The organism is Massilimicrobiota sp. An80 (genome assembly GCF_002159255.1).
GTDB lineage: Bacteria > Bacillota_I > Bacilli_A > Erysipelotrichales > Coprobacillaceae > Allocoprobacillus > Allocoprobacillus merdigallinarum.
In genome coordinates this window covers 1-25,053 of record NZ_NFHI01000039.1, presented here as the reverse complement: position 1 = coordinate 25,053, position 25,053 = coordinate 1, and the positions used below count along the sequence as shown (strand labels likewise).

Annotated in this window: 18 protein-coding genes; 15 read left to right on the top strand and 3 right to left on the bottom strand. The window is 30.8% G+C overall.

Annotated features, from left to right (window positions below; translation table 11 throughout):
• The first annotated feature begins 431 nt into the window (after nt 1–431).
• From B5G32_RS10370 to B5G32_RS10310, 13 genes are all read left to right on the top strand, one after another.
• Complete coding sequence (locus B5G32_RS10370; protein WP_087936600.1) at nt 432–1,190, top strand: TatD family hydrolase; 759 nt, start codon at nt 432–434, stop codon at nt 1,188–1,190.
• Nucleotides 1,191–1,202: 12 nt separating this feature from the next.
• Complete coding sequence (locus B5G32_RS10365; protein ID WP_087936599.1) at nt 1,203–2,141, top strand: G5 domain-containing protein; 939 nt, start codon at nt 1,203–1,205, stop codon at nt 2,139–2,141.
• A gap of 195 nt (nt 2,142–2,336) precedes the next feature.
• On the top strand, nt 2,337–4,610 hold the full coding sequence (locus B5G32_RS10360; protein ID WP_087936598.1) for a glycoside hydrolase family 16 protein: 2,274 nt from the start codon (nt 2,337–2,339) through the stop codon (nt 4,608–4,610).
• Between the two features lie 20 nt (nt 4,611–4,630).
• Complete coding sequence (locus tag B5G32_RS10355; protein ID WP_087936597.1) at nt 4,631–8,110, top strand: alpha-L-fucosidase; 3,480 nt, start codon at nt 4,631–4,633, stop codon at nt 8,108–8,110.
• A 254-nt stretch (nt 8,111–8,364) separates the two neighbouring features.
• On the top strand, nt 8,365–9,045 hold the full coding sequence (gene deoC, locus B5G32_RS10350; protein WP_087936596.1) for a deoxyribose-phosphate aldolase: 681 nt from the start codon (nt 8,365–8,367) through the stop codon (nt 9,043–9,045).
• A 135-nt stretch (nt 9,046–9,180) separates the two neighbouring features.
• A complete protein-coding gene (locus tag B5G32_RS10345) occupies nt 9,181–10,434 on the top strand; it encodes a PepSY domain-containing protein (RefSeq protein ID WP_087936595.1) in 1,254 nt (417 codons plus the stop codon).
• Between the two features lie 89 nt (nt 10,435–10,523).
• Nucleotides 10,524–11,039, top strand: coding sequence for an RNA polymerase sigma factor (locus B5G32_RS10340; RefSeq protein ID WP_158094010.1), 516 nt, complete (start codon nt 10,524–10,526; stop codon nt 11,037–11,039).
• 3 nt (nt 11,040–11,042) lie between these two features.
• The gene (locus B5G32_RS10335; protein WP_087936593.1) at nt 11,043–12,008 is read left to right on the top strand and encodes a PepSY domain-containing protein; all 966 of its coding nucleotides are present in this window, start codon (nt 11,043–11,045) and stop codon (nt 12,006–12,008) included.
• A gap of 45 nt (nt 12,009–12,053) precedes the next feature.
• Complete coding sequence (locus B5G32_RS10330; protein ID WP_158094009.1) at nt 12,054–12,749, top strand: polyphosphate polymerase domain-containing protein; 696 nt, start codon at nt 12,054–12,056, stop codon at nt 12,747–12,749.
• A 12-nt stretch (nt 12,750–12,761) separates the two neighbouring features.
• A complete protein-coding gene (locus tag B5G32_RS10325) occupies nt 12,762–13,433 on the top strand; it encodes a DUF4956 domain-containing protein (protein WP_087936591.1) in 672 nt (223 codons plus the stop codon).
• 1 nt (nt 13,434) lies between these two features.
• A complete protein-coding gene (locus B5G32_RS10320) occupies nt 13,435–14,835 on the top strand; it encodes a CotH kinase family protein (protein WP_087936590.1) in 1,401 nt (466 codons plus the stop codon).
• Between the two features lie 520 nt (nt 14,836–15,355).
• Entirely contained in the window at nt 15,356–17,779 is a 2,424-nt protein-coding gene (locus B5G32_RS10315) for a purple acid phosphatase family protein (RefSeq protein WP_087936589.1), read from the top strand.
• 57 nt (nt 17,780–17,836) lie between these two features.
• Entirely contained in the window at nt 17,837–19,009 is a 1,173-nt protein-coding gene (locus B5G32_RS10310) for a YibE/F family protein (RefSeq protein ID WP_204209713.1), read from the top strand.
• A gap of 24 nt (nt 19,010–19,033) precedes the next feature.
• On the opposite strand, the gene B5G32_RS10305 is transcribed toward B5G32_RS10310, so the two are convergent.
• On the bottom strand, nt 19,034–20,503 hold the full coding sequence (locus B5G32_RS10305) for a family 1 glycosylhydrolase (protein WP_087936588.1): 1,470 nt from the start codon (nt 20,501–20,503) through the stop codon (nt 19,034–19,036).
• Between the two features lie 289 nt (nt 20,504–20,792).
• Between B5G32_RS10305 and nagB the strand changes: the two genes are divergently transcribed.
• Together nagB and B5G32_RS10295 are read left to right on the top strand one after the other, a co-directional pair.
• Nucleotides 20,793–21,542 carry a glucosamine-6-phosphate deaminase gene (gene nagB / locus B5G32_RS10300; RefSeq protein ID WP_087936587.1) on the top strand — a complete coding sequence of 250 codons (750 nt, stop codon included), beginning with the start codon at nt 20,793–20,795 and terminating at the stop codon, nt 21,540–21,542.
• Nucleotides 21,529–22,845, top strand: a complete 1,317-nt coding sequence (locus tag B5G32_RS10295; protein WP_087936586.1) for a 6-phospho-beta-glucosidase — start codon at nt 21,529–21,531, stop codon at nt 22,843–22,845. The genes nagB and B5G32_RS10295 overlap by 14 nt, the downstream gene beginning before the upstream one ends.
• Nucleotides 22,846–22,892: 47 nt before the next feature.
• On the opposite strand, the gene B5G32_RS10290 is transcribed toward B5G32_RS10295, so the two are convergent.
• Together B5G32_RS10290 and B5G32_RS13835 are read right to left on the bottom strand one after the other, a co-directional pair.
• The gene (locus B5G32_RS10290) at nt 22,893–24,491 is read right to left on the bottom strand and encodes a potassium/proton antiporter (protein WP_087936585.1); all 1,599 of its coding nucleotides are present in this window, start codon (nt 24,489–24,491) and stop codon (nt 22,893–22,895) included.
• A 148-nt stretch (nt 24,492–24,639) separates the two neighbouring features.
• The coding region (locus tag B5G32_RS13835) for a hypothetical protein (protein WP_158094008.1) at nt 24,640–25,053 on the bottom strand (414 nt) is incomplete at its 5' end.

Sequence of the window (25,053 nt, the reverse complement as noted above, 5' to 3'; positions counted from 1 at the left end):
ATATTGTTTGCAAACAAATTATAACAGGAGATTCTCATTTTATAAAAAGCAACCCCAATTTAAATTTAAAGCAAGAAAAGACAGACCCCTTTAAAAATTTAAAGGCTAGGGTCTGCCCCACAAATATTTAATATACCCTTTTTTTATTTTTTGAATAGATGTTATATGATAATGAAAATATGACTAAATGATTGAGAAATAGACATACTATAAATATGATGTCTGTGATTTCAACGTTTTTTGACATGATAAGAGCATAATTGATAACTTGGAATATTTCAAAAGCAAAGTTTTATCTATTTGTTATATTAACAAATGAGGATGCTTTGTAATAAGAAAAATGTCGATAAAATGGGAATAATTGTATATTTGTGTTTTTAGAAATTTGACAAAGCTTTAAATATTTGTTATTATGCCTCAGGGTGATGGAGATGTATTTCAATACACATACACATTTAAATAGTGAACAATTGTATCCTAATAGAGATCAATTTATTCAAAATGCTTTAGATCATCAAGTCGAAAATATGGTTGTTGTAGGATATGATTTAGAGTCATCAAAGAAGGCTGTTGAGATAGCTCATGAATATTCATTTATCTATGCAGCAGTCGGAATAAGTCCTAATGATTGTAAGGATACAACTGATGAAGATTTAAATGAAATTGAAAAATTGCTTCAAGACCCATGTGTAGTGGCTTTAGGAGAAATAGGTTTAGATTATTATTGGGAAGAAGTTCCTCATGAAAAGCAAAAAGATATTTTTGTAAAGCAAATTGAAATTGCTAAAAAATATCAAAAGCCCATTGTGATTCATGCTAGAGATGCCTATGAAGATACTTACAATATCTTAAAACAAACTGCACATTATGGCATTATGCATTGTTATAGTGGATCGGCTGAAATGGCAAAACGATATGTTGATATAGGTTTTGAAATATCGTTAGCTGGACCCGTGACATTTAAGAATGCAAAAGTCCCTAAGGAAGTTGCGAAATCAATTGATATAGATCATTTGATGATTGAAACGGACTGCCCTTATTTAACACCTCACCCATTTCGAGGAAAGTTGAATGAGCCAGCAAATGTTGTGTATATTGCCCAGGAAATAGCAAAGCTAAAGAACATGGAGATAGAAGACGTTGCTAGAATCACAACATTTAATGCCAAAAAAATGTTTGGGATTAAATAAGGAGGATATTTTATGTTAAACAAAGCTAAAGAGGCGATTGTCTCGGCTGATAGCCGAACAAAAGGAATTTTAGCAATGGCGGTTGTATACGTTGTTATTATGTTAGCAACTGTATCATCTGGAGCCGTCAATCAGATTACGAATTTTATTCCAACTGTAGACATTACATTAAAAGATGGATTGCAGGAAGAAAAGGATTATTTGGTCAAGCAGGATACAGTATCAAATGTCTTAAATGAATTAAATGTTGAGTTAGATCAGAAGGATACTTTAAATAAAGATAAAGATGCTATTGTTCAACAGGATGATTTGATTAAAATTACAAGAGTTGAAACGAAAACAATAGAAAAAATAGAAACAATACCATACTCAACAAAAACCAAAGGTAGTGGAAGCTGGACAAAAACAGTTGTTCAAAAAGGAAAAGATGGAAAAGCTAAAAGAACTTATCTGTTGACTTTTGCTAATGGAAAAGAAACTGATCGTCAAATGATTAAAGAAGAAATTATTGAAAAGCCAGTAGATAAGATTATTCAATATGGTGGTGTTTTAAAAGGTACAACTTTTACAGGTAGATTGACAATATATGGTGGAGATTGTACAGGATGTGGAGGAACATCTTCATCTGGTGTGAAATTATCCCCAACGAGTGGAGTCAATAATACCAACTCACCTTACTTATATTATAAAGGAAAGAAATATTATTGTTTGGCTGCTGATCGATCTATTCCATTTGGAACTGTGATTAAGATTTCTAATCATAATTTAAATACAGCAGGGACTATTTATGGAATTGTTGTAGATCGTGGTGGTGCTATTAAGGGAAATAAAATAGATATTTTTAATGGTAGTGAAGGTTCTGGGAAAAGATATTTTGGTGGTGGCACCTCACATAATACCAAATTTGAAGTTGTTTCTCTTGGTAGTGGAAATGCGAATTTTTGGAGATAGGAAAACTATCTCTTTTTTTATTTGCTCTGTGAATTTTATAAGGGACTTATATTAAGGATAATAAAAAATAAAACGAAAAAATGATGAAATCGCTTGCAAAAATAAATCTATAAGTATATACTAACCATAGTAAAAAGTTTAGTAAAAAGAAACAAAAAAACTTTATATTTTTACTAAACGGGAAAGGAGAAAGGTATGAAGACCAAAAAGAAAGTTTTTGTCGCTGGAGCAATGACATTTGCTATGTTGGGAACAATGATTCCACAAAACTGGAATGTCAGTGCTGCTAGCAATCTCATTTCCAATGGCGATTTTGAAAATATCAAATCGGCTGACATTGGAAAGTACACGGGTAATGCATCCGATATGAAAGTTGGATCATGGTACTCAAACAGTGGAGGGGAGGTTAGCTACATTGGTTACAATGAGAGTGAACGCTCTGGAATTTTACCAGCTAATAACAACAATGTTTGGATTAGACAGGTAGTAGATGTTGAAAAGAATACAGACTATGTATTTAGTACCTATGTAAAGACTTCGCTTTCAGAAGGAGAAGCTATTGTCCAAGTATTAGATGGTAATGGTACTGCTATTGAAGGTATCAAAGAAACTAATATGAAGGGAGTTGAATGGACTCAAAAGAAAATTTCCTTCAATTCAGGAAATCATAGTAAAATAACTGTAAGTGTCTTAAAATGGGTTGATGAATCAAATACCGATAGTGACATTTATAAAGCTAGTGTTTACGTTGATGAAGCTGTATTAATGCCAAAAGTAGAATATAATGAATATGAGGAAAAAGAAGAATCTAAAACCAAGTTAGAAAACTTAATTAAAAATAGTGATTTGGTTGGTATCACACAGGATAGTATTCAAGGAAATGATGGTTGGCCATTAGGATGGGTACCAGGGAATTTCTATTCAAATGCTCCAGCAGATAATCCAGTAACAATTGGGGAAGGTTATGGTGAAAACGCCAATGGATTTGTATTGCCTGCTGAAAATGGAGATGTTTGGGTAAGAACTGCTGCGCAAGTTAAACCAAATACTGAATATATTTTTAAAGTACGTGTCAAACATAGTGCTGCACAAGCAGGAACAACAGTTTCAGTAGAGGGGCCAAATAATGATGAGAATGCATCAACAACTCGTTTAGGAGAGCAATACCCTGGTGGTACTTCTTGGAGTGATGTTGAAATTGCATTTAATTCAGGTAATTATGATAAAGTTATATTAAATGTTTATAAATATGGTCCTGATAATGGAAATGAAGCAGAACAGGCATCATATCATGCTACAGTAAATGTTAGTGATATGCGTGTTTATGAAAAATCAGTATATGATAAAGTTCAAGAGGAAGAAAAAGAAGAAGAACAAGAAGAACAAGCAAGCCAATACACTGAAGTATGGCGTGATGACTTTGATACTTTAGATACATCAGTATGGTCATATCAATTAGGACATAAACGTGGTATTGAACCTCAGGATTATGTTTCTGATAAAGAAAATGTTTTTGTTGAAGATGGAAAATTATATTTACGTGCAACAGAAAAAGATGAGTATCGTGTGCACTACAATGCAGATGGTAGTGATATTGTTAAGAAATATGACTCTGGAAGTATTGCAACATTTGGTAAGAAAGAATTCTTATATGGAAAAATTGAAATGCGCGCAAAATTACCAAAAGGTGCTGGGGCATTCCCTGCGTTCTGGACTTTAGGTAATGATTTCACGTTAGATGGATTGGTTGATTCTAAACAAGGTGTGGGATGGCCAATGTGTGGTGAAATCGATATTATGGAATTAATTGGAGCTAATCCAGATGTTTCTGGTACAAGTGATAGTACAGTACATGGAACAATTCATAATGGATTGACAGAAAATGGTGATAAGGCTCAAACAAATACTTATTCATTAAAAGAAGGAACTTTTAATGATGATTATCATACATTTGGTATTGTATGGAATCCTGATACAATTGAATGGTATGTCGATGGTGATGTTTATAGTACAATTTATACTACTGACTTAGATTATTTCCAAAAACCTCATTACTTATTATTTAACTTGGCTACAGGTGGAGCATGGCCTGGTTTCCCTAATGAAGATACAGAATTCCCAATGGATTTCGTTATTGATTATGTAAGTTATAGTCAAACTGCTGCTCAAAAAGAAGCTGCTGATAAATATTATGCGACTGCACCAACATTTAGTGGTGTAAAAGATATAACAATCAGCGATGAATCACAATTATCATCATTAATGGATCATGTAAAAGCAACTGATGCAAATGGTAAAGCATTAGATGTAAGTTGTTCAATTAATGATGGTCAAAAATTAATGTGGAATGGTAGAACAAGAACAAGTGAAATTGATTTCTCTAAACAAGGAACATATGAAATTGTTTATTCTACTATTGGTGAAAATAACGTTTATACAAGAGCATGTGCGACATTACATGTTAAATAAGGAAAGAGAAGGGAACAACTATGAATAAAAGTAAAATATTAAAAGGTACCTTAGCAGGTACACTTGCATTAACAATTGTTGGTTCGGCTGTTTACTCTTCAAATGCCTTAGTTTATGATTCAGAGTTAGAAGAAAAAACAGTTGCTGAACCTGAAAGTTGGGGAGCATTACCAAATGAAGCACAACTTCAGTATCACGATGATGAATTAGCTGCATTTATCCATTTTGGTGTAAACACATTTACAGGTAATGAATGGGGAGATGGAACAGAATCTCCATCTGTATTCAATCCTACTGGTGATTTTGCATCAAGTGCAGAATCAATGGTAGAAGCATTAAAAAATGCAGGATTTAAAAAGGTTATTGTTACTGCTAAACATCATGATGGATTCTGTATTTGGCCAAGTCAGTACACAGCACATGATATTGAAAATTCACCATATAAAGATGGTAAGGGAGATATTTTAGCAGAAATCTCTGCAGCATGTACTAAATACAATATGGATATGGGATTATACTTATCTCCATGGGATGAAAATGCTGAAAGTTATGGATATTATGATAAAGATGGTAATCCATTGTTAGATGAAAATGGAAATCCAATTGATGGAATGACAATGGAAGAAGTCAAAGAGAAAGATGCTTTAGATTATAATGATTATTATGTAAATCAGATTACTGAGATTGTAACTAATCCTAAATATGGAAATAATGGAAAATTCACTGAATGGTGGATGGATGGAGCCAAAGGAGAAGGTGGCGACGCTCAGGAATATGATACAGAACGTATTTTAAAAACTATTAAAGATAATGAACCAGGAATTCTTATCTTCGGTGGTGGAACTGATGGTGGAATCCACTGGATTGGAAATGAAAAAGGACAAGCAAGTGATACAACTTGGGCTAAAGTAGATTCAGTTAAAGGTGATGGATATAGTGAAGCTGATGGATTTACTTATGGTATTCCTGATGGAGATCATTGGTCAGTACCAGAAAGTGATGTAAGTATTACAGCTGGTTGGTTCTATCATGATGGAGATTTACCTAAATCAATGAGCCAATTGGGAAATATCTATTTCCAGACTGTTGGTAATGGATCACCATTATTATTAAACTTCCCACCAAATCAAACTGGTGATTTAGATGGAAGTATTTATTCAAGATTAAATGAATTTAAAAATGCAATTGATAATACATTTAAAACAAATTTATTGGCTCAAAATTCAAAAGCAGGTGCATCATCTGTTTATGAGAATGCAAAAGATTATTCACCAGTAAAAGCTATTGATGGTGATGAAGACACATATTGGACAACAGCAAAAGGTGAAAAAACTGGAACTTTAGAAATTGAATTTGATGAAGTGAAAGAATTTGATGTCGTATCAATTGAAGAATATATTGAAAAAGGGCAAAGAATTAGTGAATTTAATGTCGAATATCAAACTAGCGATGGACAATGGCAAGATTTTGAAGATGGTCATACTATTGGAGCTAAAAAATTATTAAGAATTGATCCGGTTCAAGCAAAAGCTATTAGAATTAATATTAAAGGTTCTTATGCTGAACCAATGATTAGTGAAGTTGGTATTTATAAAACAGCTGATGGTTTTGAAAAGACTCAACCTTTACCAGAAGCTTATACAAAATTCGTTCCAGATGATGAAGGATTAGAATTAAATAAAGGAACTTGGGATGACGATCATGCTGGAAATAGTGGTTGGGAAAAACAAGAAGATGGAAGTTATACAACAACTGATGGTTGGGCAAATATTAAATATACATTTGAAGGAACATATTTTGCATTAGTAGGTACAAAAGGACCTGACTATGGTTCATTTGATATTTACATTGATGGAAAGTATACAAGTTCAGCTAATGCATCAGCTGGTGAAATAACACCAGGTCAAATATTGTATGAATCTCCAACTTTAGGTGCTGGAACACATACAATTCAATTAACAACAGGTACAAATAGAAAACCTGTAAACTTTGCATATGGTTACTATTTAGGTACAAATGAAAATGGTTTATTTGAAATTGAAACAGACTCATATCAGGTAACTGAAGGTGATTCTGTTAAAGTTAAGATTAAACGTAATGGTGGATCTAAAGGAGAGGTTACTGTAAATGTTACAACTCCTCCAGGAACAGCTGTTCAAGGTCAATATTATGAAAATATTACAAATGAAACAATTACATTTAAAGATGGAGAAAAAGTAAAATATATTACTTTAAAAACTATTGATAACTTAAATGTAACAGGAAATAAAGATTTCTATGTAGAAATTTTCTCACCAACAGGTGGAGCTCAACTTGGTATGAGAAGTACAGCAAGAGTTCTTATTGTTGAAAATGATAAGAGAATTGCTGATGCTGTAGAACAAACTTCAAATATCAGTGAATCATGGTATAAAGCTGAAAGCTGGGATGCCTTTGATCAAGCTTATTTAAAAGCGAAAGCAGCAGTAGATGATGATTCTATGAGTGATGATGAAAAGATGAAATTATCTAATGCTTTAATGGAAGCTTACAATAATCTTGAAGTCATTAGTCAATATTCTGTAAGAAATGCGATGATCTTACCAGATAATTTTGAAGATGAAAAAGTTTTAGAAGTAGAATTAGGTATTTTAGATTCAAAACATGAAAATATTGTTGCTAATGAATACTTAAAGATGGTTAATGGAAATGATTATAGTAATGGTCGTTTGATTAATAAGATTAAAGATGGAAATACAATTACTGTACCATTAAATGTCCAAAAAGCAGGTTTATATAATTTTGATTTCACATATCAATCAACTCAACCTATGTCACTTATCATTAGTGGTGATCATATTGCTAAACAAACAATTTCTTTAGATGCTTCAGAAACATTAACAGAAAAATCAATACCATTGAATATTCAAGAAACTGGTGTTTCTCAAGTTGTGATTACTGCTAAATCTTTAGCAAAATCAGATGGTGATTTAGCTATTGATAATGCAAAAATTAAATTACAAGAAGTATCAAATGGAAAGATTGAAAGTATCGCCATTGAACAAATGCCAAGTAAGACGGTTTATGCACTTGGAGATACGCTTGATTTAACAGGATTAAAAGTTATAGCAAAATATGATACAGGTGCAACGACTGATATTACTCATAAAGTAGAAGTAACAGGATTTGATTCATCAAAAGTTGGTGAACAAACTTTAACTGTACATTATGGTGAATTTGAAGCTCAATTTACAGTTACAGTTAAAGGTAAGAGTGATGAAATGAATCCAGGTACAGATACACCTGAAAAACCAAGTCAAAATAATCCAAATCAAGGAAATTCAGGACAAACTGGAGAAAAACCTTCTACTACTACACCAACAGTAAATGGGACAACTTCATCTCATGATAAAGTAAAAACTGGTGATGAACAAGTTATAGGAGTATTTGTATTAGCATTATTAGGAGCTGCATGTTTATTTGTGGTTATAAAAAATAAAAAATCTGATTCTCAAGATTAATATTGTTTTGAAGATTAGCTATTGATATTTTTATCAATAGCTTTCTTTATATTTAAGCTTATTGATATGAAGAAATTGTTCATATAAATCAGTACATAATAAAAAAAGGATAATATACTACAAATGAAAATAAATCTTAATATGAATAAGAATACTTACAGTATATGATATAAAGATATTAATCTAGTCAAAGAAATTTTCTATATTTAAAATCATAAAAGTGATATGATGATATATTATAAGGAGGTTTTGACATGACAAAAGAAGAACTCGCTAGTATGTTTGATCATACGTTTTTAAAGGCTTATGCCTCGAGAGATGATTTTATTAAATTATGTGATGAGGCTAAAGATATTGGAGCTGCAATGGTAGCAATTAACAGTGAACCAGTAAAGTTGTGTAAAGAATTACTGAAAGGAACTTCTATTCATGTCGGTGCAGCTATTTCATTTCCATTAGGACAGACAACATTAAATATCAAATTAGCTGAAACAAAACAGGCTATTGATGATGGAGCTGATGAGATTGATTATGTAATTAATATTGGAAAGGCAAAGATGCATGACTGGGATTATATTGAAAAAGAAATGCAAAGTATTGTGCAACTCTGTCATCAAAATCACAGGATATGTAAAGTTATTTTTGAAAATTGTTACCTTACAAAAGATGAAATAAAGCATATAGCATTTATCGCAAAACAAGTAAAGCCAGATTATATCAAAACAAGTACAGGCTTTGGTACTTCAGGAGCAACAGTAGAAGATGTTCGTTTAATGAAAGAAACAGTTGGAGATGAAGTCAAAGTGAAAGCTGCCGGAGGAATACGTGATTGGAAAACATGCCGAGCAATGATAGAAGCTGGAGCAAGTCGTATTGGAACAAGCAGTTCACTCAAGATATTGGAAGAATTTGAAGAAGATAATCATAAATTATGAGAAGAATAACGTGTTTTATATTTTAAAAAAGAGCATCCCTGAAAAGGATGTTTTTTTGTTATAAAAATTTTTTTAATTTTGTTGTGATAAATCAGTATGTTTATACATTAATAGAGTGAAGGAGATGAGAAAACTATGAAAAAAACAAATATGATAAAATTATTAGGAACAGGAGTCATTATGTTATCAATGGTGACTGGGTGTGGAAATGGACAAAGTGCACAAAAATATACGAGTCTTGTCACTTTGGATATCAATCCAAGTATTCAATTACAATTAGATGATGATCATAAAGTTGTAGATGCTATTGCAGTTAATGATGATGCCAAAAAAGTTTTACAGGATATGGATTTAAAACAGGCAGATGCCAATGTTGCGATGAATGCAGTACTTGGTTCATTGGTTAAGAATGGATATTTAAATGCAAATCAAAATACAGTCTTATTGTCAGTTGAAAATGATGATGATCAAGCAAGAGTGGCCTTAGAAGATGAATTGAGTCAATATATTTATACAACATTGAAGAGTTATTCTATTGAAGGTGCTATTTATTCTCAAGATATAGATATTGATGATGATGTGGAATCTTTGATGAATAAATACAGCATTTCTTATGGAAAAGCAAATTTAATTGAAGACATTATAGATGAAAATGATGATGCTAAGAAGACATATAAAGTAGAGGATTTGGTGAAACTTAATGCTCAAGATTTAATTTTAATTTATCAGTCTTTAGATAAAGATGATACACAAAAAAATGCCAATAAAATGGTAGGAAATGTTAGTACAAAACAATATATTACAAAAGATGAAGCTTTAAATATCGCATTAAAGAATGCTTCCGTTTCAAAGAGTCAGATTAAAGAATTGGAAATTGATTATGATATGGAAAATGGTGTTTTGACTTATGATATAGAATTTAAATATAATCAAAATGAATATGAATATGAAGTGAGTGCTGCAAAAGGGATTGTAGAAAGAGAGGTTGAACCAGAAGTTAAACCTGTAAGTAAACCATCAAATACACAACAGACAACACAAAATAAAGTAACAAATCAAAACAATACGAATTATGACAATACAAACTATGATAATACAAACTATAATTCAACAAGTAAACCAGCAGCATCCAAACCATCAACTTCATCACAAACAAGTAAAAACACAAATTATGATAATACAAATTATGATAATACGAATTATCAGTCAACAAATAAACCTGCTACTTCAAAACCATCAACACAACCATCAAGTTCAGGACAATCAACAAATAAAAATACAAATTATGACAATACAAACTATGATAATACAAATTATGATGATCATGATGATGATGATACAAATTATGACAAAGATGATGATCATGATGATACAAATTACGATGATTAATTAATGTAAACTTAATATATTCTTAATATAAACATGCAAGAAATAGATAAATTATAAATGAGATATTAACATCATAGGAGAGATCAATGATGTTAAGAGAGAAAAAATTAGAGAAATTGTTAATTCGATTAAAAAATGAAACAGATATTTTAGGAGAAATATATGATTTGATGCGTGATGATATTTATCGCTATATTTATAGTATTGTCAAATCAAAGGAAATGGCACAGGATTTGACTCACGATACTTTTATACAGATATATAAAAATATTCATCTGTATAAAGAAAATGGTCATCCTAAAGCATGGATAATAACAATCTCTCGCAACATCACTTATATGTCATTTAGAAAACATAATAGGGAACAGGTTGTCGATTATGAAATTGATGCTGTAGATGAAGGGATGAAAGATATACATGATAAGATGATGATTCGGGTTCTATTGGATAAACTCTCAGTTGAAGAAAGAGAAATCATCATCTTACATGTAGAAGAAGGATTAACTTTTAAAGAAATTTCTGAAATTATGGAAATGAAATTAACAACAGTTTTAAATAAATATCATCGTTCATTAAAGAAATTGAAAAAAAGTTTGGAGGAATGAACTATGAATAATAGAAAGATAAAAAAGATGATTAGACAGGAATTTCAAAGTGTTCATACACCTTCAAGAAAAAATGAATTACTCCAAGATATACAGTACATATCTCAAGTTAGACCTGAAGATGAAGTTCATAAAAGAAAAATTCATATTCATAAATCATTATCACTTGCAGTTGTTATGTGTATGATTGTGATTGGTTTTCTTTTTTGGCCTTCACAAGAGGCTTATTCAGTTGCCTTTGAAGTGAATCCAAGCATTGAATTGGAAGTCAATAATGAAAGGCGAGTAGAAGAGGTTATTTGTCACAATGAAGATGCAGTTCTTGTTTTAGAAGAGATGGATTTAGAAAATACAGATTTGGATGTAGCTGTAAATGCTATTATAGGAAGTATGTTTAAATATGGATATATAAGTGAAGCTAAAAATTCAGTTTTAGTTAGTGTTCAAGGACAGGATAAAGAAATTAGAGAAGAATTGAAAGAACAAGTTGCATCAGATGTTAAAGATATTTTATCGGGTTATTCATTAAATGCATCAGTTGTTTCACAGGATTACAGTTTTTCTAAAGAACGACAGGAATTAGCTAAAAAATATGGGATTTCTGTAGGTAAGGTCACGTTAATAAAAAAATTAATAGGTGTCAGTCCAGATTATGAATTTTCTGATTTGGTTGATCTTTCCATTAATGATTTAAATACATTAATTCATTATAAAAATATACAGTTTAAAACAATTACGATAGATGGGGTAGAGAGTCATAGTGGATATTTGAGAGATGAAGAAGTTAGAACAAAAGTTTTAGAACATGCTCAAGTGACTCTTAATGATTTGAAGTCGTATGAAGATGAATTGGATGTTAAAAGCAATCAACTTGTATATAATGTGAATTTTACAGATTCATATGCAAGTTATAGTTATCAAGTGAATGCTATTAGTGGAGAAATTGTTTCATTTGATGTGAAAATGTAGGAGTTTATAGAAATAAACTCCTCAATTTATAGAGAGGTTATGCTTATGATTAAGAATTATAAACCTATTCAATATCGGCACGAACTTAAACATATTATCAATCCATTAGAAGCAGAGATTTTAAATCGAAGATTGAATTTATTATTCTCTAAAGATCATTATACATTAAATGAAGGGTATTATGATGTTCATAGTCTTTATTTTGATACACCTGATGATAGAGCTTTAAAAGAAAAGTTAAATGGGGTATCACAAAGGCATAAGTTTAGAATACGATATTATAATCATGATTTAAGTTTTATACGATTAGAAAAGAAAATGAAACATAATGGGTTATGTGCGAAACGTTCTACGAAATTGACTGTTAAACAGGTTCAAGATATATTGAATGGAGATATAGATTTTTTATTAAAAAGTGGTAATCCATTAATGATTGAATTTTATAGTGCATTAAAAGGAGAATTATTAAAACCTTGTGTGATTGTATCATACCAAAGGCAGGCTTATACATATGATATATCCAAGGTAAGATTAACAATAGATAGATATTTGTGTACATATAAAAATATATATGATTTTTTATCATTGGATCATAGAAAAATAGGTGTAGATGATTTTGCAGTATTCGAAGTGAAATATAATGAATTTTTACCTGATATTGTGAAAATGGCGATACAAGGACTTTCACAGAAAACATCAGCCTATTCAAAGTTTGCAAAATGTCGACAGATTGATTGGTAAAGGAGAAGAAAAATGACTTTTCAGGATATATTTCGTTCAAATTTTTTAGAAAATATACATGCTGTTTCATTACTGGATATGTCAATAGCTTTACTTTTGGCATTTATGATGGGGATGTTTATTTTCTTTGTTTATAAAAAAACATATAGTGGGATTATGTATACTTCCAGTTTTGCAATAACACTTGTAGCTTTAACAATGATTACGACATTAGTGATTCTTGCCATTACAAGTAATATTATTTTATCTTTAGGGATGGTTGGTGCTTTATCAATTGTACGATTTAGAACAGCTGTTAAAGAACCTATGGACATTGCGTTTTTGTTCTGGAGTATAGCAGTCGGTATTGTATTGGCAGCAGGTTTAATTCCTTTAGCTGTATTTGGGAGTTTATGGATTGGAATTATTCTTTATATCTTTTCTCATAAGAAAAATACACAAAGACCTTATATACTAGTTGTTCATTGTGAAAATCAAAATAGTGAAAAGAATGTCTATCAATTTATTCAAAAACAGGTATATGCTTTTTCGTTGAAAAGCAAGAGTATCAAAAAAGATTGTATTGAATTGAATTATGAAATCAGACTTAAGGATCAGGAAACATCATTTGTTAATGGGCTTTCAGATATGGAAGGTGTTTTATATACAGTGATGGTTTCTTATAATGGAGATTATATGAATTAATATGATTAAACATAAATATATAGATATACTTGTTATGATATTCGTTATCTTTAGTCTTATTATCACTGTTGGTTTGATGTTACCGGGACATTGGGGTATAACACCAGCCTATCAATTACCTGCTTATGCTTCTAAATTATTTGATCAAAGTTATGTTCATACGATTGATATACAATTGGAAAATTCACAGAAATTTTTTGATCAGGCACAAGCCAAAGAATATCATGCATCTTCTATAACGATAGATGGAGAAACCTTTGATATGGTAGGGCTGAGAGTGAAGGGAAATAATTCGTTAGAACTTATTGACCGTTATGAATCAGATCGTTTTAGTCTAAAAATAGAATTTGATCATTATGACTCAGGATATCATTATTATGGCTTGGATAAGTTTACATTAGATTGTTCTTTTCAAGATAATGCATACTTAAAAAACTATATGACTTACGATATGATGTCTTTTATGGGTGTTCCATCTCCTCTAACAAGTTATGTCTGGGTGACAATCAATCAAAAAGATTGGGGATTATTTTTAGCGATTGAAGAACCAGAAGAAGCTTTTGTAAAAAGAAATTATGGAAAAGATCATGGAATTCTTTATAAACCTGGATATACAGATGTTTATGCACCTAATAAAGATTTAGCGTTACAGTATATTGATGAGAATATTGAATCGTATCCTAATTTATTTAATAATGCGAAATTTAAGATAACTGAAGCTGATAAAAAAAGATTAATTCAATCATTAAAAATATTAGATGATAATCAAAATATAGAAAAAGCTGTCAACATAGATGAGGTTTTAAGATATTTCGTAGTACAGGTTTTTGTGGTTAATTTAGATAGTTATTTAGGTCCAACGGGACATAACTATTATTTATATGAAGAAGATGGTATGATTTCAATGCTTCCTTGGGATTATAATCTAGCATATGGTACATATTCATTAGGTATGCCTAATCCTAGTAATGATGTGACAAAATATGTGAATTATCCTATTAATACGCCTTATACTCAAGAGGTTATGTTTAATAGACCGTTGTACCATCATGTTATGCAACATGATGAGTATTTTAAACAATATCATGAATATTTCCAATATTTTATTGATGAATATTTTGAAAGTGGATATTTTCAAAAGAAGGTAGAAGACACAACGCAAATGATAGATTCTTATGTACGAAAAGATCCAACTGCATTTTGTTCTTATCAAGATTATCTTTTAGGCGTAGATACATTTCAGGAGTTTTGCTTACTAAGATCAAAAAGTATTAGAGGACAATTAGAAGGACAGTTACCTGCCAATCTATCCCAACAAAATGAAGAATCACCAAGAATAGATGCTTCACATATACGATTGGAAGATATGGGAGAAATTGCAGATTTATATGATGAACAATAATAGTATTTCAAATTGAGGATATTTAAAGAAGGAAAATCTATTTAAATAGAAATTCCTTTTTTATTTAAGGGAGACTATTCTATTTGGTTATAGTGGATTTCATTATTGTTATTGTACAAAAGAATAAAATAAAGAAGATAAAAGAAGAATGTATATTATGAATATTCTTGAACCTAACATTTCCCTTCTTAAGAAGCAATAAATATTTAGTAATCAGGCATTAAAAAATTAATTGTTCTCTTATTAATTGAACAGTTATTATTATTGCTGATTGGTATGATAGATACCTTGATAATCAAAATGTATAAAGTGTATTCTTTTGTTATGAAGTAAGATCATTTTGTTTAAAGATATCATTTTAATAATTTGTAAGTTTTCTAAATAAAAATGGAAGTTCTCTTAAAATTATGTAAAAGAAGTTTAAGTGTTTGTAAATGCTATTGAGGTCTTCTTTGATATTGTTTAAAGTATACACGGAAGTATTGAAAGATACTTTAAATTAAAAAAAGGGAGAATGAAAATGAACGAAAACTTAAAAAGAAAATTACTTCTTTCATTAGCAACTATGACAACAGTGTCATCAATGTGTAGCGCTTCAGTTTTTGCATTCGGAGTTCATGAAGGTGGATATAAAGATTACATTTCTAATGTCCAAAATGAATCTGGATATCAAGACTGGTATAATAACACTTGGAACAATAAAGAAGAATTTGATTCAGGAAAAGTTATTTTAACACCTGGTAAAACAGAAAAAGATTTAAATTTTGCATGGTATTCAAAAGTCGCTGGGACACCACAAGTTAAAATGTCTAAATCTCAAGATATGAGTAATGCTACTGTATTTGAAGGGAAAGCTCAAAGTATTAATAAAACAAATGATTTTGATACTGGGGCAGAATATTATAAAGCATCAAATAAAGTATCAGTTGACAATTATTTAGAAGAAAACACAACTTATTACTATCAATACAGTGTAGATGGAAGTACATGGAGTGATACTTATACATATCAGACACATTCATTTACAAACTTCCAGGCAATTCTTGTAGGAGACCCACAAATTGGTGCTTCTGGATCAACAGGTGAAAAATCTAATGAAGATCAAAATATTGCAAATGATACTTATTCATGGAACAAAACTTTAACTCAGGCAATGAAAACAGCACCTGATGCAAGCTTTATTTTATCTGCAGGAGATCAAATTGATTATTCAGAAGTTACAAATGATAATTCAGCTGCAGATAAAGCACGTTATATTATTAAAGAACAGGAATATGCTGGATATTTATATCCTCAATATCTAAGAAGTATTCCTGTCGCAACAACAATTGGTAATCATGAATCTAAAGGTGATGATTACAAATTACATTACAATAATCCAAACGCATCTGCATTAGGATCTACAAATGCAGGAGGAAACTATTACTATAGTTATGGTGATGCATTAATTATTTCTTTAAATAGTAATAGCCGTAATGTTGCTCAACACAAAGCATTCTTAGAAGAAGCTATTAGCAGTTATGAAGATGCAAAATGGCGTATCGTTATGTTCCATCATGATATTTATGGAGCTGGCGCACCTCATGCTAATACGGATGGAGCTAACTTAAGAATTTTATTTGCACCATTAATGGATGAATTTGATATTGATGTATGTTTAACTGGGCACGATCATTCTTATGCACGTACTTTCCAAATTTTAGATGGTAAAGTTATTACAACTGAAGGAGTTGGAGAAGATGCAGCGAGTACTGCATATAATCCAGAAGGAACTTTATATATCGCTGCTGGTTCAGCAACAGGAAGTAAATTCTATGCTTTAAGTACAGATAAACAATATTACTTAGCTGAACGTTCTAATAATCCAATTCCAACATTCTCAACAATTGATTTTACAAGTGATTCATTTACAATCAAAACATATGATGTTAATGGAGATAAATATGCAAATGATGTTACTATTAAAAAAGATAAAAAAGCAACTTCAATTGAAGAATTAAAAGCTGATTTACAATCAATGGATAAAGTAGATATGACAAGTGGATCAAAACAACGTATTGAAGAAGCTTTAAATGGCTTATCTACAACTTTAGAAACTGTTGATGATTCTGTGGCTATCAATGATTTAGCTTCAAGATGGAATACTAACAACGATCCATTAGATTACTATGCTAGAGCAAAAGATACAGATTATAGAGATCCAAATAACACTGATGCTTTAAAACAAGGATACTCAAAATTCTTGGATAAGACATTCTATGAAGCTGATAAAAATGCAGCAGTTGATGAAGCAACAATTGATCAAGTTTATACAAATATGTTAACAGCTAAATCTGAAGTTGTGACAAAAGCAGAATATGCAGATTTACAGGCACAATTCGATGAAGCTGGAAAATTCTTATCAACAATTGAAATTGGAAATAAAAAAGGTCAATATACACAAGAAAATGTTAATGCGTATAAACAAGCTTTAGCTCAATTAAAAACACAAATGAATGAATCAAAGATTACAAAAACAGAATTAACTTCATTACTTGATTCATTAAAACAAGAACAAACAGAATTACAATCTTTAGTTAATAAAGAAGATATAACACCTGTTACACCTGTAAACCCAGATGAGAATAATCAAAATAACAATCAAAACCAACAAGAAACAGATAAAGATCAGACTCCTTCTCAAACAACTGATCAATCTGGCGATGAGAATAATCAAAATAACAATCAAAACCAACAAGAAACAAATAAAGATCAGACTCCTTCTCAAACAACTGATCAATCTGGCAAATCAGATCAAATAGTACAGACTTCAAATTCTGCTACGTCTAAAGATGCTGTTAAAACTGAGGATACAGCCAACGTTTTAGGATTAACATTATTAGCAGTAGGTTCATTAGCTGGAATTGTATCTTATAAGGTTTATAGAAAAAAAGAGACTGAATAATTGATTGAAGTAACAAGACAGACTTGTTCTGTCTTGTTTTCGTTATTGGAGGATTTTATGAAATTGTGGAATGAATTTATGAGTTTGAATAGAAAAGAACAAATAAAACATATTGTTGTTTGGATATGTGTTTTATTGTTTTTTGTGTTTTTGTATTTTTTTAATCAAGGAGTAGATAAAGTGTCTTTAATGGATACTGAAGGTGCTCAATTTGAAAGAGCAACGGTTGTGGAAATTATTTCTGAAAGTAGAGATGAAAGTGGACAACAATTGGGAACACAGGTTGTTAATGTTGAACTCAAATCTGGAGATTATGCCGGAGAGATTGTCGAAGCAACAAATATCGATAGTTATCTGTATGGTGCTGATTGTCAAGTTGGAACAGATGTTATTGTACAAGTCAGTGAATATGACGGATCATTTTCAGCTAGCGTGTATAATTATGATAGAACGAATACATTATTTATGATTGTTGCATTTTTTCTCATTTGTTTAGTTATGATTGGAAAAAGAAAAGGTCTCACTTCAGCTATTAGTTTAATTTTTACATTTATTTGTATTATTTATTTATATCTACCAATGTTATACTTAGGATTTTCACCGTTTTTAGGAGCTGTTATAGTTACCATTATAACAACGTTAATGACGATGTATCTGATAGGCGGATTTTCTATGAAAACATATTGTTCTATTATTGGAACAGTTTGTGGGGTTGTTGTGGCAGGATTATTTGCTGCGTTATGTGGAATGTTTACAAATATTAATGGTTATAATGTAGAAGATATAGAATCATTAATATATATTGGACAGAGTGTACCATTGGATGTTAGTGGATTATTATTCTCCGCTATTTTAATTGCATCATTAGGTGCTGTTGTTGATATGTCAATGTCAATTGCAACAACGTTAGAAGAATTAGTATATCATAATCCTAATATATCAAGAGCGATTTTATTTAAGAGTGGTATTAAAATTGGTGGAGATATGATGGGAACAATGTCTAATACATTGATTTTAGCGTTTGTTGGAAGTTCTTTAAGTACATTGATGATTTATTATGCATATAATATTCCATTTTTACAGATGATTAATTCTTATGATATAGGTATTGAAATTATTCAAGGGATCTCAGGGTCTTTGGGGGTTATTATGACTGTACCTTTTGTTTCATTTGTTTCTTCAGTGTTCATGACAAAAAAGGCAAAAAAAGACGTTATTAAAACACGTTAATCATTTTGATCAACGTGTTTTCTTTTAGTCTAAATCTTCTCCATGACTTTCAATCACTTTTTTATACCAGTAGAAAGAATCTTTACGATAACGATTATAAGTTCCATGACCTTGATCATCTTTATCTACATAAATAAAACCATAACGTTTTCTCATTTCACCAGTTCCAGCACTGACAAGATCAATACATCCCCAAGTTGTATATCCAATTAAATTCACACCATTATCAATGGCTTTACCCATTTCTTTGATATGATCTCTTAAATAATCAATGCGGTAATCATCATGAATGCTTCCGTCTTCTTCTAAAGTATCATAAGCACCTAAACCATTTTCGACAACCATGATTGGTTTTTCATAACGGTCATAAATCATTTCAAGATAATAACGTAAACCTAAAGGATCTTGTGCCCAACCCCAATCAGAATATGTTAAATATGGGTTTCTTGCTCCCGCAGCAAAGTTACCAGAAACCATATCATCTGTTTCATGTGTTGTTTCAATAGAAGACATATAATAAGAGAATGTATACATATCTACACAACCATTTCTTAAATCTTCTAAATCTTGTTCAGTGATATCTAATTGAACATGATGTTCATTCCATAATCTTTTCGCAAAAGTTGGATATTTTCCTTTACATTGAACATCTCCACAATAGAAAATACTCTTTTCCCACATATGGCGATTAGCCATAATATCTTGAGGATCACATGTTCCTGGATAAAATGTAATGCCACAAATCATACATCCAATCATATTATTTGGATCAATTTCATGACCAATCTGAACTGCTTTTGCACTTGCAACAAATTGATAATGAAGTTGTTGATAACCTTGTTGATGTTCTTTATCTCCAGCATGATTACCAAAAAGATTTAACATCATAATTGTGTTATTGATTTCATTAAATGTGAGCCAGTATTTCACTAACCCCTGATATTCTTTAAAACAAGTTGTCGCAAAACGTACGTAAAAATCAATAAGCTGACGATTGTTCCATCCACCATAATGTTCTTCTAAATATAATGGTGTATCAAAATGCCAGATTGTCACTAATGGTTCAATACCATGTTTTTTACATTCCAAAAAGACAGAACGATAGAATTCAACACCTTTTGGATTAGGTTGATCTTCATCACCATGAGGATATAAACGTGACCATGAAATAGAAAGTCTAAACATTTTAAATCCCATCTCAGCCAACATTGCAATATCTTCTTTATAATGATGATAAAAATCAACACCATCATGATTAGGGTAATAATAATCATCTAAAACAGCGTACTTTGCTCCTTCAGGGATAGGTTGACCATTGATGACTTTACCAGGTTTTCCATCCTTATCAATAAATGTCACATATCTTGGTTCTTTCACAGAGCCACCTGTTGTGACATCTGTTTTGGCTGGTCCACGGCCATCTTCGTTCCATGCACCTTCAGCCTGATTGGCAGCAATCGCACCACCCCATAAAAAATTCTCCTGAAAACTCATATCTTATATTCCTCCTTATACTCTATATTGTAATAGCGAATGATGAAAAAAACAAATACTTAAAAAGAATGTCTATATATGCCTTTTACAATATTAAACTTCATAAATAAGTCATAAAGTCAATTTATATTGAAAAGATATTTAGGTTTACTTATGAAAAGTTGTCTAAGAATATACTTTAAAAGATATGAGATTAAGAATTAATTAAAATTTGTTTTTTTGTATATTCTCGTCTTTAATCATGTTACTATTAATGTGAGAAGAGAGTTATAAAATAGGAGGGTTTAAAATGAAAATTCTTGTCTTTGAAAAAGAGGAGTATCTTGATGCTTATGTAGGAGAATATATCTGTCATTTTATTAGAAATCATTCGCAACCAGTTATTGGGTTTGCAACAGGATCAACACCACTTGGAGTTTATCGCTATTTTATAGACAATTATCAGGCTCAAAAAGTAAGTTTTCGTCAGGTCAAAGCATTCAATTTAGATGAATATGTAGGATTAACTCCAAGTCATCCACGTAGTTTTGCATCAGCAATGAAAAATGAACTTTTTTCTCACATTGATATTTTACCTGAAAATATCAATGCTTTAGATGGATCAAAAGAAGATATGATTCAAGAATGTCAAAGATATGAATCTTTGATTGATGCCAATCCTATTGATATCCAAATTCTAGGAATTGGAATGGATGGACACATTGCTTATAATGAGCCAGGAAGTCCACTTGATGGAGCGTGTCATGTTGTGGATTTACATCAGGAATCTATAGAAAGTTCACTTGATTATGGATTCGATCATATTGAAGATGTTCCTACACAAGGTGTCACACAGGGAATTGGCACAATCATGAAAGCAAAACAACTGATCATGATGGCTAAGGGAGAAAAGAAAGCTGATTTAGTGAAAAGAATGATTTATGGTGAAGTGACACCAGATTTTCCTAGCTCTATTATTCAAAGACATCCAAATGTGATTGTCTGCCTTGATAGAAATGCAGCGAGTCAATTGAAGGAGGAAGATTATGAAAAGCGTTAAAATTGTAACAATTGGTGGTGGTTCTTCCTATACACCAGAGCTTATTGAAGGATTTATCAAAAGATATGATGAATTACCTGTTAGAGAATTATGGCTTGTTGATATTGAAGAAGGGAAACATAAGTTGGAAATTGTAGGAAATCTTGCAAAAAGAATGGTGAAAAAAGCAGGAATCCCTATGAAGATTTATATGACTCTTGATCGTCAGGAAGCATTGAAAGATGCAGATTTTGTCACAACGCAATTTAGAGTTGGGCAATTAGATGCGAGAGAAAAAGATGAATTGATTCCTTTAAAATATGGTGTCATTGGACAAGAAACAAATGGTCCAGGAGGTATGTTTAAAGCTTTAAGAACAATACCTGTTATCTTTGATATTATTAAAGATTGTGAAAAATTATGTCCAAACGCATGGATTATTTCATTTACGAATCCATCAGGTATTAATGCCGAAGCTGTTTTTAGACATACAGGATGGAAGAAATTTATTGGTTTATGTAATGGACCAGTGAATATGATTAAAGATATTGAACATATTTTAAATGTTCAAGACAATGATGAATTAGATGTTAAAATCGGTGGTATCAATCATATGATTTATGCATTAGATATTACATTGAATGGAGAAAATGCGAATCGAAAATTGATTGATACAATGATTGATCAGGGAAATAGTGAATCTTTGAAAAATATTGTAGATATTCCATGGTCAAAAGAGTTTTTAAATAGTTATGGATATTTAGGTATTGGATATTTACGCTATTACTTACAAAAACAACAAATGTTAGAACATTGTCAGGAAGATGCTGCAAAAGGACAATGTCGAGCACAAGTTGTTAAAAAGGTTGAAAAAGAATTATTTGAAAAATATAAAGATGAAAATCTTGATGTTAAACCAAAAGAATTGGAACAACGTGGTGGAGCATATTATAGTGATGCAGCCTGCAACTTGATTTCGTCATTATATAATGATAAAGGTGATATACAAGTTGTTGATACATTAAATAAAGGTGCTATTTCTAATATGCCTGCTGATGTTGTGGTAGAAGTGAGCTGTAAAATCACAAAAGATGGACCTGTTCCTATCCCAGTCGGAGAGCTTCCTTTACAAACAGTTGGTTTAATTCATCAGTTAAAAGCTTTTGAAATTTTAACAACAAATGTTGCATTAAGTGGAAATTATGATGATGCATTAGTTGCGATGACAATTAACCCTCTTGTTCAAAGTGAAATCACTGCTAAAAAGATATTAGATGAAATGCTAGAAGCCCATAAAAAATACCTACCTCAATTTTATAAATAATGATAAAAAGACTTCAAACAATTGAATTTTGAAGTCTTTTTCGATGTTTATATTTCATCCTGTGTTTCAATTGTCACAAGAATATCATTTTCTAAGATAGGCGTTGTTCCATTAGGGATAATAGATTGATGATTTCTTTGAATCATGATAATTAACTGTTTAGCAGGTAAAGAAATATCCTTAACAAGCTTATCTTTCCATTTATGTGATGAATGAATATGGGTTTCATCTAAACGAATGTTTTCTCTGTTTTCAAATTTCTTTGCGGCTAAAACAAGTAAATCTCCTTCTAATATTTCTGTATCACCATTAGGAATCAAAGTTTGGTGATCTCTTGCGATTAAAATAACTAACAAATCATCAGCATTAATATCTTTAAGCTTTAGATTTTTAAAATGATGATTAGGTCCTATTTTCATTTTCACAAAACACATATCATTATCTTCTTGATAATCATTAAATGTACGTAATATATCAACTTGTGGGTTGATCATATGACATTTCTTTGAAATCCATGGTAGAAGTGAGCCTTGAATAGAAAGTGAAAATAAGACAATACAAAAGACAAGATTAAATAAATCAAATGGTAAATCAACTTGATAAAGCACAGCATATATCGCAAAGACGATTGATGCTACACCTCTTAATCCTGCCCATGATACAACGGCCGTTTGTCGCAATGGTGAACGAAACATACCAAGGAGTACAGAAATTGATAAAGGACGAGCTACAAATGTTAAGAAAATCATAATCAAAATGGCAGGAATAATAACTTCTGGAAGTTCGGATGGTGTGACAAGTAATCCTAGTAAAAAGAAGATTAAGACTTGTGCCATTTTTGTAAGAGTTTCATAAAAATGAACCATGTCTTTTTTATGGGGAATATAACTATTACCTAAAATGATGCCACAAATATAAACACTTAAATATCCATTTCCACCAATCAGATTAGAAAAAGCATAAGTGATAATACTACTTGCAAAAATGATAACTGTATTTTCATAGCTTTCATTGACATGAACTTCATTTAAAATTTTCACTATGATTTTTCCAATACAACAACCACATAATAAACCAAAGATGATTTGTTGAAAAATCATAACTGGTAAAGATATGTTTTGTCCTGTCATAATCATAATCACAGATATTGTTAACATATATGAAACAGGGTCATTCGATCCTGATTCAATTTCCAACAAGGAGTCTGTTCCATACTTTAAAGATAAATGACGAGAACGTAAAATATTAAAGACAGATGTAGCATCAGTAGAAGAAATGACGGATCCAATTAATAAACTCTGTAACCATGATAAATCTAAAACATAATAAACAAATCCAGCAACCAGCAATGCTGTTAATAAGACACCGAGTGTTGATAAGACAATAGATTTGATAATCACTGGTTTGGCTACTTTCAAATTGGTTCCAAAACCACCAAAGAACATAATGAATATCAAACTGGTTGAACAAATCATTTCGGCAATCTGATAATCATTAAAAACAACACCTAAAATACCATTTTCACCTAAAAGCATGCCTAAAAGAATAAAAAACAAAAGAGAAGGAATAGCCAATTTATCTAAAAAACGATTTAATAAAATACATATAAGAATAACACATCCAACTAATACAAAATATAAATCCATCGCATCATCTCCTTTTTCCAAACTATATCATATATTTGTGTATCCCATAATAACAAAAGATGAAAAAACGAAAATCTTTGTATAGAGAATAAATACTATACAAAGATTTTATTCATTAATAAGTTTTAAACTGTTCGTTATAGTAAGCTTAATAACAGACAGTATGAGCTATATCTGGTGAAGGAAGATAAGCATAGTGCTCTTGAATTTGTTGACTTAAATCAAATGAATGGGATGAGTGATTTAAGATATGATTTTGTATTTGAGGTGGAAATAGCCTTTGAATAGAATCAATATAAAGATCTCCACTTTCAGGCATTTCACATTGAATGACCTGGTTATCTTTGTAAGTGATTTTATAAGGAATAGAAAAGCTTTCGTCTTGAATAAGTTCATCATTCAAAACATAGAAACTTTCTAAATGTATCCACATAAAGATATGTTGATAATGACCTGTTTCTTCAATACCATAAGGAATATAATCTGTAAAAATATGATAGTCTTCCTTATCTTTATGATAAGAAGCATTCTTTTGTTTGGATATGACATAGTCTAAGGCTTT

What these genes read in the sequence shown, in the direction of transcription:
- B5G32_RS10295 (WP_087936586.1), top strand. Translation starts at nt 21,529, where the DNA reads ATGAAAAGCGTTAAAATTGTAACAATTGGTGGTGGTTCTTCCTATACA.
- B5G32_RS10305 (WP_087936588.1), bottom strand. Translation starts at nt 20,503, where the DNA reads ATGAGTTTTCAGGAGAATTTTTTATGGGGTGGTGCGATTGCTGCCAAT.
- B5G32_RS10325 (WP_087936591.1), top strand. Translation starts at nt 12,762, where the DNA reads ATGACTTTTCAGGATATATTTCGTTCAAATTTTTTAGAAAATATACAT.
- B5G32_RS10355 (WP_087936597.1), top strand. Translation starts at nt 4,631, where the DNA reads ATGAATAAAAGTAAAATATTAAAAGGTACCTTAGCAGGTACACTTGCA.
- nagB (WP_087936587.1), top strand. Translation starts at nt 20,793, where the DNA reads ATGAAAATTCTTGTCTTTGAAAAAGAGGAGTATCTTGATGCTTATGTA.
- B5G32_RS10330 (WP_158094009.1), top strand. Translation starts at nt 12,054, where the DNA reads ATGATTAAGAATTATAAACCTATTCAATATCGGCACGAACTTAAACAT.
- B5G32_RS10320 (WP_087936590.1), top strand. Translation starts at nt 13,435, where the DNA reads ATGATTAAACATAAATATATAGATATACTTGTTATGATATTCGTTATC.
- B5G32_RS10345 (WP_087936595.1), top strand. Translation starts at nt 9,181, where the DNA reads ATGAAAAAAACAAATATGATAAAATTATTAGGAACAGGAGTCATTATG.
- B5G32_RS10370 (WP_087936600.1), top strand. Translation starts at nt 432, where the DNA reads ATGTATTTCAATACACATACACATTTAAATAGTGAACAATTGTATCCT.
- B5G32_RS10360 (WP_087936598.1), top strand. Translation starts at nt 2,337, where the DNA reads ATGAAGACCAAAAAGAAAGTTTTTGTCGCTGGAGCAATGACATTTGCT.
- B5G32_RS10290 (WP_087936585.1), bottom strand. Translation starts at nt 24,491, where the DNA reads ATGGATTTATATTTTGTATTAGTTGGATGTGTTATTCTTATATGTATT.
- B5G32_RS10335 (WP_087936593.1), top strand. Translation starts at nt 11,043, where the DNA reads ATGAATAATAGAAAGATAAAAAAGATGATTAGACAGGAATTTCAAAGT.
- B5G32_RS10340 (WP_158094010.1), top strand. Translation starts at nt 10,524, where the DNA reads ATGTTAAGAGAGAAAAAATTAGAGAAATTGTTAATTCGATTAAAAAAT.
- B5G32_RS10315 (WP_087936589.1), top strand. Translation starts at nt 15,356, where the DNA reads ATGAACGAAAACTTAAAAAGAAAATTACTTCTTTCATTAGCAACTATG.
- deoC (WP_087936596.1), top strand. Translation starts at nt 8,365, where the DNA reads ATGACAAAAGAAGAACTCGCTAGTATGTTTGATCATACGTTTTTAAAG.
- B5G32_RS10310 (WP_204209713.1), top strand. Translation starts at nt 17,837, where the DNA reads ATGAAATTGTGGAATGAATTTATGAGTTTGAATAGAAAAGAACAAATA.
- B5G32_RS10365 (WP_087936599.1), top strand. Translation starts at nt 1,203, where the DNA reads ATGTTAAACAAAGCTAAAGAGGCGATTGTCTCGGCTGATAGCCGAACA.